We start from the raw sequence: 12,914 nt of genomic DNA, 5'->3' as shown, positions 1-12,914 counted from the left end.
TCAGATGTCGATCGGGATCACCGCGCCGACCACCTGTCCGCGGCCGTAGATCGGCATCTCCATCATCCGGGTGCGCAGCTTCGCGTCACCCAGCCAGAGCCGCCGGAGGATGGCGCCCATCACCACCGGACGCGCCCGGATGCCGCCGTCGGTGATCTTCAGCGCGATGCCGCGTCCGTCCGGGAGTCCGGCGGCGTAGACGCCTTCCGCGCCGTCCTTGGCGATCATCCCGGGCACCCCGCGCATCAGGTCGGTGACGTCGCGGCCGGTGCCGCCGACCAGCTCGGGGTGGGCGCGCATGGCGTCCGCGATCTCTTTCTCGGCACCGCCGGTGGCCGCGGCCAGAGTGCCGAACATCCGGGCCAATCCGACCAGGCCGACCGCGAGCGCCGGGGCGCCGCAGCCGTCGATCGACGTCCAGGAGACCCGGACGCCGAGGCTGCGGACGGTCTCGATGACCGCCTGCTGGGCGGGATGGCCGCGGTGCAGATAGGTGTCCAGCCGCCATTCGTTGCGGGCCGAGGTGGCCAGCATCGCGGCATGTTTGCCGGAGCAGTTCTGGGCGAGCGACGACGGGCCGCGTCCGGCCGCGATCCATTCGTGGCGCTGGGCGTCCATCAAGGGCAGATCGGGGGTGTTCCGCAGATCGGATTCATCGAGCCCGGCGCCGTGCAGCAGGTCGAGCACGGTCTGCAGATGCATCGGTTCGCCGCTGTGGCTGGCGCAGGCCACCGCCAACTGATCGGACGGCACCTCCAGCCCGCAGCGCACCATCGCCAGCGCCTGGATCGGCTTCAGCGCCGACCGGGGCAAGATGTCGCTGCTGTAGTCGCCCCGGCTGTACGAGACCGACCCGTCGGCGCGGGTGATCACCACGATGCCGCGGTGCGCCGACTCGACGAACCCGTTGCGCACCACCTGCGCCACCACCGGGGGATCGCCGAGATTCACCACGCCCGGAGTCTAGGGAAGTGCCGTTGAGCGCGCCATCGAGATCCCGGCGTTCGCCGGGATGACGAGAACTCCATTCCGTCACCTGTCATCCCGGACTCGATCCAGGATCCCGGCCTGTCACCCCTCGGAACTCCCGGCACACTCGACCAACGATGATCACGACGAGCTTGCCATCACCAGCTTCAGCGCCACGAATCGCACCCCGGTGGCCACCGCGTTGGCGACCGCCAGGACGCCCAACTCGAGCCAGCGGGCGGCGTCCGGGACCATCAGATGCAGAGTGGCCAGCGAGCCGCTGGTCAGTCCGAGCGCGACGATGAAGGCGAGCAGGCCGGTGGCGTGATGGGCCAGCAGTCCGTCGGTTCCGCGCACCCCGAAGGTGACGATCCGGTTCGCGGCGGTGTTCGCCACCGCGGTCACCGCCAGCGCGATCAGGTTGGCCGCCTGGGCGTCCAGCACCACCCGCAGCAACAGATAGAGCACCGCGTAGGCCAGCGTGGACGCCACCCCGATCGCGGCGAACCGGACCAGTTGCCCGAACAGCCCGGACGGCACCCCCGCCACCGGGGCGACCGACGGCGAGCCCATCGGCGGGCGGGCCAGCTCGGCGCGCACCGCGCCGATCGGGATCCTGCCGGTGGTCAGCCCGCGCAACAGCCGCCACACGCCGCGCAGATCCTCGGCCGCGGTGGCTGCGATGTCGACGGTGGTGCCGGGATCGTCGACCCAGTCCACCGGCACCTCGTGAATCCGCAGCCCCGAGCGCTGCGCCAGCACCAGCAGTTCGGTGTCGAAGAACCAGTTGGTGTCCTCGACCAGCGGCAACAGCCGCCGGGCCACATCGGTCCGCATCGCCTTGAACCCGCACTGGGCGTCACTGAACGACACCCCGAGGGCACCCCGCAGGATCAGGTTGTAGGTCCGCGAGATGAACTCCCGTTTCGGCCCCCGGACCACCCGCGAGCCGCGGGCCAGCCGGGTGCCGATCGCGACGTCCGAATGCCCGCTGACCAGGGGAGCGAGCAGCGGCAGCAGCGCGGTCAGGTCGGTGGACAGGTCGACGTCCATGTAGCCGACCACATCGGCGTCGCTGGCCAGCCAGGTCTGCTTCAGCGCTCGGCCGCGGCCCTTGGCGTCCAGATGCACGACTCGGACGCCGTCCAGCTCGGCGGACAGCCGCTGCGCGATCGCCAGGGTGTCGTCGGTGGACGCGTTGTCGGCGATGGTCACCCGATGCCGGTAGGGCAGGGCGTCGTCCAGGAAGCCGGTGAGCCGCCGGATCGAACGCTCCAGGTCGGCCGCCTCGTTGTACACCGGGATGACGATCTCGACGCTGGCCAACCGGGCGGGCAGCGGACGCGACCCGCGCGTGGTGTCGTCGGCCAGGGTCATCGCGGTACTCACTTCGCCGCCGTCAGGTCGTAGACGGTGGTGTTGCCGACCGTCGTCGCCGAGTAGTTCTGCTGCACCCAGTTGGCGATCTCGGACGCCGATCGGCTGCCGCCGTTCTGGCCGCCGAAGTTGCCGCCGCCGATGAAGTAGTGCACCTTGCCCTGTGCCACCCACTCCTGGAACTGGGCCAGCGTGGGGGACGGGTCGGAGCCGTTGAAGCCACCGATCGCCATCACCGGATAGCCGCTGGCCAGTTGGTAGCTAGCGGCGTTCTGGGCGCCGGTGGTGGCGGCCACCCATGTGTAGTCGGACGCGTTCGCTTGCAGCGCGGCGAGCAACTCGGACGACACCGTGGCGCCGTTCAGCAGCCCGCCGGCCCCGCCGCCGCGGCCACCGCCCGTGGAACGGCTGCCCTGCGGGGACTGGCCGGCGCCGGGCGTGGTGCCCTGCTGCCCCTGGCCGGACTGGCTCTGGCCTCGGCCGGACTGGCCCTGGCCGGACTGGCCCTGGCCCTGGCCGGACTGGCCCTGGCCCTGACCGGCCTGGCTCCGACCCTGACCGCCACCGCCCTGACCGCCACCGCCCTGACGGCCTCCGCCCTGACGGCCTCCGCCATCCGCGCCGCCACCACCACCGGCGCCGCCGGAGATTCCGCTCCGCGCCGGTCCGGCCGTCACGATCGAGCCGGTGTGCGGGGTGGCCGCGGTGTTCAGCGAGTAGGCGGCCGGTCCGGGCAGCCCGGCGACCACGGCGCCGGTCACCGCGACCGTCTGCAGCGGACGGACGACGGCGCGTCCGAACGTGAACAGCACCGCCGACCCGGTCAGCACGGCCGCCGCCACCAGCGAAGTGGTCCGGTAGGCACCGCCGGGCACGGACGCCAGCGCGACGCCCCAGGCGCCGGTGCCCAGGGCGGCGGCCGCCAGCGCCCCGCGGCCAAGCCAGGTCCGGCGATGCGTCCAGGCCAGGGCGCCGCCCACGGCCAGGGTGCCGCCGATCGCCGGGGCCAGCGCCACCGTGTAGTAGTCGTGGTAGATGCCGGCCATGAAGCTGAACACCAGTGTGTTGATCACCAGCCAGCTGCCGAACAGCACCAACGCCGCGTTGGCACGGGTCCGATGGGTTTCGGCACCGGCCCGGAACGTGGTCGCCCAGCCACGGCGTCCGATCAACAGCAGCGCGGCCAGGCCGAGCAGCAGCGCCGCCGGGATCAGCCACGACACCATCTCGCCCGAGACGGTGGTGAACATCCGCAGCAGGCCCAACTGCCCCCAGCGTCCGGACGCGTTGCCGACGGAGCCGGTCTCGTCGCCGTTCAACCGGCCCAGGCCGTTGTAGCCGAAGGTCAACTCCAGTATCGAGTTGGTCTGCGAGCCTCCAATGTAGGGACGCCACGACTCCGGCACCAGCTCGACGATCGCAACCCACCAGCCGAAGGCCAGCACCATGGCGCCGAACGCGGTGAGCAGGTCGACGACCTTCTTCCGCCAGGACGCCGGGGCGCCGATCGCGTAGGCCAGCACCAGCGACGGCAGGATCACGAACGCCTGCAGCATCTTGGCCAGGAAGCCCAGCCCGATCAGGGCGCCGGCGGCCGCCAGCTTCCAGCGGGACGCCGTCTCGGCGGCCCGCAGGGTCAGCGCCGCCGCGGCCACGTAGCAGAACACCATCAGCGCGTCCGGGTTGTTGAACCGGAACATCAGGGTCGCCGCCGGGGTGAGCGCGAAGGCCAGCGCCGCGACGATGCCCGCCCAGTGCGCCCGGCGCGCCGAGCCGCCGCGGGCCAGCGAGCGCCGCACCGTGCCGTACAGAATCCAGGCGGACGCCACCCCGAGCAGCGCCTGCGGCAGCAGGATGCTCCACGAGCTCAGCCCGAAGACCCGTGCCGACAGCTCCATCAGCCACAGCGAGGCGGGCGTCTTGTCGACGGTGATCGAGTTCCCGGCGTCCAGCGAGCCGTAGAAGAACGCCGTCCAGGACTGGGTGCCGGCCTGCACCGCGGCCGAATAGAACGAGTTGGCCCAGCCCGAGGCCGCCAGGTTCCAGGTGTAGAGGGCGGCCACCGCGAGCAGGGTGGCCGCCAGCGAGCCACGTCTGACCCGCGGCGAAAGCCCCGCGGAGAGGCGATCTGGCGGGCCGGCAGGTGCGGTGGCGGTCGGAGAACTGATTGTTGTCGTCGTCACGCTCACCACAGTCGGTGACCGCACTGTCACGTCTCTGAGGGGTGACTGTGGGGTTCCTGTGGCCGGCGAGCAGATCGGTGCCGCACTGGCCGAGGTCGAGGCGCATGTCCGTCGACAGCGGCCAGAGCACGTAGGAGGCATTCGGCGACCCGGTGGACGACGCCCGGTCGCTCGACCTGATCGCCCTGATCTGAGCGGGCCGGACAGCGGTCGCGACGTCGTTTTGACCCGTACCCGCCACGGCGGGTAACCTGAGTCGCTGTTGCGCTGTGGTCTGCCTGAGCAGATCCCGCACTGCCGACCGAACAGCTACCTATGGAAGTGGTCCACGAGCGTGTCTACGTACAGCCCCAAGTCGGGTGAAATCACCCGGAACTGGCATGTGATCGATGCCTCCGATGTCGTCCTCGGACGACTGGCCGTCACCGCCGCCACCCTGCTGCGTGGCAAGCACAAGGCCCAGTTCGCCCCGCATGTGGACGCCGGCGACTTCGTGGTCGTGGTGAACGCATCCAAGATCGCCCTGACCGGCAACAAGCGGACGACCAAACTGGCCCACCGGCACTCCGGACGCCCCGGCGGCCTGAAGTCCGTTCCCTACGGCGAACTGCTCGCCAACGATCCGCGGCAGGCCGTGGAGCGCGCGGTGTGGGGCATGCTGCCGAAGAACAAGCTGAGCCGTCAGCTGATCCGCAAGCTCAAGGTGTACGCGGGTCCCGAGCATCCGCACAGCGCCCAACAGCCGCAGCCCTACCAGATCACCCAGATCGCTCAGTGAGAGCCGAAGGAAGCACCGTGACTGAGACCGTGGAGACCACCGAGGAGTTCACCCCGTTCACCGAGGGTGAGCGCGAGATCGCCTACCGCGCCGAGGCGGCCCCGTCGTCCGCTGCGCCGGGTGAGCGTCCGGCCCTGATCGGCCAGGCCGACGCCACCGGCCGCCGCAAGGAGGCCATCGCCCGCGTTCGGCTCACCCCAGGCAACGGCCAGTGGAAGATCAACGGCCGTTCGCTGGAGGACTACTTCCCGAACAAGCTGCACCAGCAGACCGTCAACGAGCCCTTCGAGACCGCCGCGGTCGCCGGTTCCTATGACGTGGTCGCCAAGATCGTCGGCGGGGGCGTCACCGGCCAGGCCGGCGCGCTCCGGCTCGGTATCGCCCGCGCCCTCAACGCCGTGGACGCCGAGGCGTCCCGTCCGGCGCTGAAGAAGGCCGGGTTGCTGACCCGCGACGCCCGGATCAAGGAGCGCAAGAAGGCCGGCCTGAAGAAGGCCCGCAAGGCTCCGCAGTACAGCAAGCGCTGATCGACTCGTGGCAAGGCTTTTCGGCACCGATGGTGTCCGTGGACGAGCCAACGCCGAGCTGACCGCCGAACTGGCCCTCGACCTCGCCGTCGCCGCCGCCCACGTATTGGGCGAGGCCGGCGTCTTCGAGGGCCGCCGGCCGTTCGCGGTGGTCGGACGCGACACCCGTGCTTCCGGCGAGTTCCTGGAGGCGGCGGTGGTGGCCGGGTTGGCCTCGGCCGGCGTGGACGTGATCCGGCTCGGCGTGGTGCCGACGCCCGGCGTGGCGTACCTGACCGGCGCGCTGGACGCCGACCTCGGCGTGATGCTGTCGGCCAGCCACAACCCGATGCCGGACAACGGCATCAAATTCTTCTCCCGCGGCGGCGTGAAGCTCGACGACACCGTCGAGGACGCCATCGAGCAACGGCTCGGCGAGTCCTGGACCCGGCCCACCGGGGCCGACGTCGGGCGCGTCCGCGACGACCTGGGCGCCGTCGAGGGCTACATCGCCCATCTGGTCTCCAGCCTCGGTGCAGACGCCTCGCTGGCCCCGCTGCGGGTGGTCATCGACACCGCCAACGGCGCCGCGTCGCTGACCGCGCTGGCCGCCTTCGACGCCCAGGGCGCCCAGGTGATCCCGCTGCACGCCGCCCCCGACGGCCTCAACATCAACGACAACTGTGGCTCCACCCACATGGAGTCGCTGCAGGCCGCGGTCGTCGAACACGGCGCCGACCTGGGCATCGCACTCGACGGCGACGCCGACCGCTGCCTGGCGGTGGACGCCGACGGCGCCGTCGTCGACGGCGACCAGATCCTGGCCATCCTGGCGCTGGCGATGAAGGAGGATCGGGCGCTGCACAGCGACACCGTGGTCGCCACGGTGATGAGCAACCTCGGCTTCATCATCGCCATGCGCGCCCACGGCGTCCGGGTCGACCAGACCAAGGTGGGCGACCGATACGTGCTCGAGTCGATGAACGCCAACGGCTTCACCCTCGGCGGCGAGCAGTCCGGGCACGTGATCATGAGCGAATTTGCCACCACCGGCGACGGCGTGTTGACCGCGCTGCACCTGGCCGTTCGAATGGCCCGCACCGGCAAGACGCTGGCCGAGCTGGCATCGGTGATGACTCGGTTGCCGCAGGTGATGATCAACGTCCCCAATGTGAACAAGGTGCGCGCCGGACTCGACCCGGTGCTGCAGCAGGCAGTGACGGCCGCGGGGCGTGAACTGGGCGAGACCGGACGCGTGCTGCTGCGGCCGTCCGGCACCGAACCGCTGGTCCGGGTGATGGTCGAGGCGGCCAGCGACGAGCAGGCCCAGGAGATCGCCGAACGCCTGGTCGGCGTGGTGCGCGACCGGCTCGCACTGTAGCCCAGGCTTCCGCCAGCTGAGATTCTCGGGCGAGACCGGCCGGTAACGCGGTCTTCATCTGTTTGCGTCGGGATTCTCCGAAGGAATCGCTTGCGCCCTGGGCGCCGGACTGGCAAGGTGCCAGGAACCGAACGCGCGCCCCCAAATTCCTCCTCCGGTTTCCTGGTGGGTGATCGTCTCGGCTCCGTGCCGTTCGATGGAATGAGAACCGATGACTGAAGTCAAACCCTCGCAATTATCGGCGCTGGACGCTGAACAGGTCGGCTACAAGCAGACGCTCGGACGCCGCCACGTCCAGATGATCGCGATCGGCGGCGCCATCGGCACCGGCCTGTTCCTGGGCTCCGCGTCCCGGCTGCACAACACCGGCCCGGCCTTGGTGCTCAGCTACGCCGCTGTCGGCGTGATCGCCTACTTCCTGATGCGGGCGCTCGGCGAGCTGGTGCTGCACCGGCCCACCTCCGGCGCCTTCGTGTCCTATATGCGCGAGTTCTTCGGTGAGAAGTGGGCGTTCGTCACCGGCTGGGTGTATTGGATGAACTGGGTGCTGACCGGCATCGCCGACCTGTCCGCGGTCGGCCTCTACATGCAGTTCTGGTTCCCCACCCTGGACACCTGGATCACCGTGCTGGTCGGGCTGGTCGTGGTGCTGGCGGTCAACCTGATGTCGGCCAAGGCGTTCGGCGAGTTCGAGTTCTGGGCGGCCATCCTCAAGGTGGGCGCCATCGCGGTGTTCCTTGTGGTGGGCGCCGTGGTCGTGATCGGCGGCATGGACGTCGGCGGCCACAAGGCCGGATTCCAGAACCTGTGGAGCAATCCGGGCGGCTTCTGGCCGACCGAGGCACCCTACGTCTGGTACGGGCCGCTGCTGGTGATGTCCGGCGTGGTGTTCGCCTACGCGGCCATCGAGATGGTCGGCGTCGCGGCCGGCGAGATGCAGAACGCCGCGCGCGAGGTGCCGAAGGCGGTCAACGCGGTCATCATGCGGATCGCGGTGTTCTACGTCGGCTCGCTGCTGCTGCTGGTGTCGATGCTGCCGACCGAGGAGTACAAGCCCGGCATCAGTCCGTTCGTCACCGTGTTCGAACGACTGGGCATCAACTGGATGGCGGCCGTCATCCAGGCGATCCTGATCATCGCCGCCATGTCGAGCCTGAACGCCGGCATGTTCTCCACCGGACGCGTGCTGCGCAGCCTCGGCATGTCGAAGCAGGCGCCGCTGTTCACCCTGAAGATGAGCGATTCCGGCGTCCCCTGGGCCGGCATCGTGATGACCGCCTGCGTGATGGCCCTGGGTGCGGTGCTGAACGCCTTCGTGCCGAACGCCTTCGAGCTGGCCATCGAGGCGACCGCGATCATGATCGTCTACACCTGGGCGACGATCTTCGTCTGCCAGATCAGGCTGCGCCAGTTGATCGACAAGGGCGTGGTGCCGCCGACACCGTTCCCGGCGCCGGGATCGCCGTGGACGTCGTATATCGGGCTTGCCTTCCTGGTATTCGTCGTGGTCGGCATCGCGATATCGGGCTGGCAGAGCGCCGAGGAGTTCTCCCACAAGATCAACTTCCTGGTGGTGGTCTTCGGCATTCCGGTGCTGAGCGCGTTGTTGGCGCTCGGCTGGCGACTGGTGAAACCACGGGTGGCTGCGAACACCGGCGGACGGATCGAATCGGTCTGGACCGACACCGGGCCCCGGTACGGAGACGTCACGGTCGCCGACCCCGACGCCGACACACCGGCCCACTGAGACCCGGAAGGAATCCACTGATGCGTATCAAGGCTTCACCACTGACACGTCTGGCGGTCGCCGCCGTCTCGCTGGGTCTGCTGCTCACCGGATGCGGCAGCCCCGGCGAGGTCAAGGACCCCACCCCGATCGCGGGCGCCACCACCTTCAGCGCGCTGAAGATCGGCATCTCGTTCGATGAGCCCGGTCTCGGCACCGCCACCCCGACCGGCGATTCGGACGGGGTGACGATCGGCAAGGACGCCAAGGGCTTCGACGTCGACACCGCCACCTACATCGCCAAGGCGCTGGGCGTCCCGGCCGAGTCGATCACCTGGGTGAAGGCCGACCCGGTCGACCGGGAGCGGCTGCTCGAAGAGAACAAGGTCAATCTGGTGCTCTCCAGCTACACCATCACCGACGAGCGGAAGCGCCGGATCGACTTCGCCGGCCCGTACTTCATGGCGCACCAGGACCTGCTGGTCCGGCGCAACGACGAGGAGCTGACCGGCCCGGACCGGCTGAAGGGCCGGACGCTGTGCGCGGCGGCGAACACCACCTCGGCTCAGAACGTGCTCAGCCGCTACCAGGGCGATGTCGCGTTGGTGCAGCCGAACACCTTCTCCGAGTGCGTCAAGCGGCTGGTCGCCGGCGATGTGGACGCGGTCACCACCGACGACGTCATCCTGGCCGGCTTCGCCGCGCTGCCTGAGTACAAGGGCGTGCTGCGGGTGCTCGGCCAGGGCTTCTCCGACGAGCCGTACGGCATCGGCGTCCCGAAGGGCTCCGACCAGCTGGTCGCGCAGATCAACCAGGCGCTGACCAGCTACATCGCCGACGGTTCCTGGAAGGCGTCGCTGGAACGCAATGTGGGGCCGTCCGGCTACAAGATCCCGGCGCCGCCCACGCCCGGGAAGTGACCGCGGTTCCGACCGGGCGGCGCGGGGCACTGGTCCCGGCGATGGCCGCGCTGGCGGCCACGCCCCCGTTCGCCGGGCTGGACGCCCAGGCGATCGAGGGCCTGGCCACGGCGTCCCGCATTGCCGAGTACCGCGAGGGCGAACTGATCCTGGACGCCTTCCGGGCTCAGCCCAGCGAGGTGGTCGTGGTGGTCTCCGGCAAGGCCCGGGTCTGGCGGGACGCCGAACGTCCGCACGACCCGGCCGCGCCGGACCTGATCTGCGGGCCGGGTGAGGTGTTCGGGTTGGACGCCACCCTGACCGGCAAGGCGATCGGGCCGCTGGTGGTGGCCGACGGGCCGCTGCGGGTGTTGCGGGTGCCGGCCGACCGGGCCGCCCACGCGCTTCCCGAAGCCGACGAGCCGCCCGACCACGGCGTCCTGGCCGCGGACGACCTGGCCGAGGCCGGCGGACGGATCCGGCTGGACGACGTCGCGGTCGACCCGCTGGTGATCGTCGCCGGCACCACCAGCGTCCGGGAGGCGGCCGCGGCCATGCCGGACACCGGGGTGGCCGGCGTCCGGTTGGCCGGCGGCGGGCTGGGCGTGGTGACCGACCGGGTGCTGCGGCAGCGGGTGCTCGCCGCGGGACTGTCGCCCGAGACGCCGGTCGGCGAGATCGCGGTGACCGACCTGCCCAGCGTCGATCGGGACGCCTCGGCGACCGAGGCACTGATCCTGCTGCTCGACGCGCGCACCGACCATGTGCTGGTGACCGGGCCGGACGGGGGCATCGTGGGCACCGTCGAGGCCCGCGACTTCATCGCCTCGCCGGTCGTCCCAGGCCTGCTGCTGCACGAACGCATCCGGCGCGCCGACGACGTCGCCGCCCTGGTCGAGCAGGCCCGCCGGATGCCGGCGCTGCTCGCCAACCTGGTGGCCGGCGGGCTGACCGCGCCCTGTGTGCTGAGCGTCTATTCGGCACTGGTCGACGCCGTCATCCGGCGGATGCTGGAGCTGGTCTTCGTCCGGCACCCCGACCTGTCGCCGGACGCCTTCACCTGGCTGTCGCTGGGCAGCAACGGACGCCGCGAGGCGACGCTGAGTTCGGACGTCGACTGTGCGGTGGCGTTCCACGAGCCGCTGCCGCAGACCGAGATCGACCGCTACCGGGCGGTCTTCCTGGAGATGACCGGTTCGCTGGCGGAGGCCGGCCTGACCGGCGACGGTCACGGCGCGACCGCCGCGCACAAGCTGTTCGCCCGCAGCAGCGCCTCCTGGGAGGAGATCGCCCAGCAGTGGCTGGCCGACCCGAGCCGCGACAACGGCGCCATGATGGTGTCCCTGCTGCTCGACGCCCGCCCGATCCACGGCGGGCTGGCGGTGCCGGCGGTGGACCGGATGGTCGCCGAGCTGCGGGCCCATTCGGCCAGCATGCGGATGCTGCTGGACGAGTCGCTGGCCAAGCGGGCCCGGCTGCGTCCGATGGTGCGGGTCTTCCCCGGCCGAGAGAGCTTCGACATCAAACGCGACGCGCTGCTGCCGATCGTCAACCTGGCCCGCTGGGCGGCGCTGATGGTCGGGTCGTCCGCGCTGCCGACCACCGAGCGGCTGCGGGCGGCGGCCGGCTCGTCGATCCTGCCGGCCCGGCAGGCGGCGACCCTGATCGAGGTGTTCGAGGTGCTGCAGGCGATCCGGCTGCGCCGCCAGCTGAAGCAGGTCGAACGCGGACGACCGGCCACCGACCACCTGCATCTGGACCGGATCTCGGCGATCGACCGCAGCATCATCGCGCGCGCCGTCCGGGAGATCGCCATGGTGCAGCAGCGGATGGCGAACCTGTCCCGCTACGAGGGGCCGGAGGACTGGGCCCGCCCCGATCCGCGGCCGGAGCAGGCCTGGCAGGGATGAGTCTGCTGCGGCCGCTGCCCGGCCAGCGGGTGGCGGTGATCGGGGACGTCGGGGGTCACGTGGACGCCCTGCGCGCCGAGTTGGCCCGGCTGGGCGTCCCGGACGACGGTGCCGGGCCGCTGCCGCCGGATCTGCTGGTCGTCCAGGTCGGCGACCTGATCCATCGCGGCCCCGATTCGGCCGGGGTGGTGGCGCTGGTCGACCGGCATCTGCAGACCGACCCCGACCGGTGGATCCAGCTGGTCGGCAACCACGAGGCGTTCTATCTGCGGCGTCCGCAGTTCAGCTGGTACGAACGGGTGCCGCGCAGCACCGCAGCCGTGCTGCGGCGCTGGTGGGCGAGCGGACGGATGCGGCCCGCGGCGGCGATCCGGGTCGAGGGCGAGGACCTGCTGGTCAGTCACGCCGGGCTCACCCGCGGCTTCTGGCAGGAGGTGCTCGGGGCGCCCCCGGACGTCGCGGCGGCCGCGGACGCGCTCAACGCGCTGGCCCGCACCAACGGCCGGGCACTGTTCCGGCCCGGCACCATGGTGGGCTGGCGCGACCCCGATCATGGCGCCGGACCGGTCTGGGCGGCGGCCGGCACCGAGGTGGCGGCCAGCTGGTCGGGGCACCGGCTGCCGTTCAGCCAGGTGCACGGCCACAGCTCCGCCTACAACTGGGAGACCGGCGGCTGGCGGCTGGACGACGCGCTGCGGTCGTCGGCGTCCGTGGACGACGCGGCCCGGCATGTGGTGATAACTCTGCCGGGCGGACGCCTGATCGGGGTCGACCCCGGCCATGGGGTGGCCAGCCGGACGTCCTGGCGTGCGTTCGAACTGCCCGACGGGCAGTGAGCGGCGATGGCGTCCGGGTCAGGCGGATTCGTCGATCAGGTCGCGCATGCGAACGGGGGGCGGTGGTGACCACCGCCCCCCGTACGACAATGCGTCGGGTCAGCTCGACCGGACGAGTCCCGCGGTAGTGTCCGGGACCTGGAACTGCAGGCGTCGGTCGGTTCTTTCGTAGCCGGTCGACGGCGGACGCTTCGGCAGCTTCAGCTCCGGACGCTCGATCTTCTGGTAGGGGATCGACGACAACAGGTGCGAGATCATGTTGATCCGGGCCCGCTTCTTGTCCTCGGACTCGACCACATTCCAGCGCGCTTCGGGAATGTCGGTGTGCACGAACATCTCGTCCTTGGCG

Annotated in this window: 10 protein-coding genes and 1 pseudogene; 7 read left to right on the top strand and 4 right to left on the bottom strand. The window is 70.6% G+C overall.

Translation table 11 applies throughout. The features are described 5' to 3' along the window. The 3 genes from QM619_RS13485 to QM619_RS13475 all read right to left on the bottom strand — a co-directional run bounded on the left by QM619_RS13485 (position 1) and on the right by QM619_RS13475 (position 4,529). On the bottom strand, positions 1 to 954 hold the full coding sequence (locus QM619_RS13485) for an asparaginase (RefSeq protein WP_415109570.1): 954 nt from the start codon (positions 952 to 954) through the stop codon (positions 1 to 3). 156 nt (positions 955 to 1,110) lie between these two features. After that, on the bottom strand, positions 1,111 to 2,358 hold the full coding sequence (locus tag QM619_RS13480; RefSeq protein WP_415109567.1) for a glycosyltransferase: 1,248 nt from the start codon (positions 2,356 to 2,358) through the stop codon (positions 1,111 to 1,113). Then, positions 2,355 to 4,529 (bottom strand): ArnT family glycosyltransferase, encoded by a 2,175-nt coding sequence (locus tag QM619_RS13475; RefSeq protein WP_415109564.1) that lies wholly within the window; start codon positions 4,527 to 4,529, stop codon positions 2,355 to 2,357. The genes QM619_RS13480 and QM619_RS13475 overlap by 4 nt, the downstream gene beginning before the upstream one ends. 334 nt (positions 4,530 to 4,863) lie before the next feature. On the opposite strand from QM619_RS13475, the gene rplM reads away from it, so the two are divergent. From rplM to QM619_RS13440, 7 genes are all read left to right on the top strand, one after another. Continuing rightward, a complete protein-coding gene (gene rplM, locus QM619_RS13470; protein WP_415109561.1) occupies positions 4,864 to 5,307 on the top strand; it encodes a 50S ribosomal protein L13 in 444 nt (147 codons plus the stop codon). Continuing rightward, positions 5,304 to 5,834, top strand: a complete 531-nt coding sequence (rpsI, locus tag QM619_RS13465; RefSeq protein WP_415109558.1) for a 30S ribosomal protein S9 — start codon at positions 5,304 to 5,306, stop codon at positions 5,832 to 5,834. Before rplM ends, rpsI begins: the two co-directional genes overlap by 4 nt. Before the next feature lie 7 nt (positions 5,835 to 5,841). Next, positions 5,842 to 7,194, top strand: a complete 1,353-nt coding sequence (gene glmM / locus QM619_RS13460; protein WP_415109555.1) for a phosphoglucosamine mutase — start codon at positions 5,842 to 5,844, stop codon at positions 7,192 to 7,194. A 211-nt stretch (positions 7,195 to 7,405) separates the two neighbouring features. Then, a complete protein-coding gene (locus QM619_RS13455) occupies positions 7,406 to 8,941 on the top strand; it encodes an amino acid permease (protein WP_415109552.1) in 1,536 nt (511 codons plus the stop codon). Positions 8,942 to 8,961: 20 nt separating this feature from the next. Then, positions 8,962 to 9,840: a glutamate ABC transporter substrate-binding protein gene (locus QM619_RS13450; RefSeq protein ID WP_415109550.1), complete on the top strand. Its 879-nt coding sequence runs from the start codon at positions 8,962 to 8,964 to the stop codon at positions 9,838 to 9,840. Then, positions 9,837 to 11,729 carry a putative nucleotidyltransferase substrate binding domain-containing protein gene (locus tag QM619_RS13445; protein WP_415109547.1) on the top strand — a complete coding sequence of 631 codons (1,893 nt, stop codon included), beginning with the start codon at positions 9,837 to 9,839 and terminating at the stop codon, positions 11,727 to 11,729. The genes QM619_RS13450 and QM619_RS13445 overlap by 4 nt, the downstream gene beginning before the upstream one ends. Next, positions 11,726 to 12,565 (top strand): metallophosphoesterase, encoded by an 840-nt coding sequence (locus QM619_RS13440; RefSeq protein WP_415109545.1) that lies wholly within the window; start codon positions 11,726 to 11,728, stop codon positions 12,563 to 12,565. The genes QM619_RS13445 and QM619_RS13440 overlap by 4 nt, the downstream gene beginning before the upstream one ends. Before the next feature lie 99 nt (positions 12,566 to 12,664). On the opposite strand, the pseudogene QM619_RS13435 reads toward QM619_RS13440, so the two are convergent. Then, positions 12,665 to 12,914, bottom strand: a pseudogene (locus QM619_RS13435) (polyphosphate kinase 2); the annotation flags it as partial.

Source organism: Micropruina sp., from assembly GCF_047606665.1.
Taxonomy (GTDB): Bacteria; Actinomycetota; Actinomycetes; order Propionibacteriales; family Propionibacteriaceae; genus Micropruina.
The sequence above is the reverse complement of the archived record's forward strand: the minus strand, read 5'-3'. Positions and strand labels throughout refer to the sequence as shown.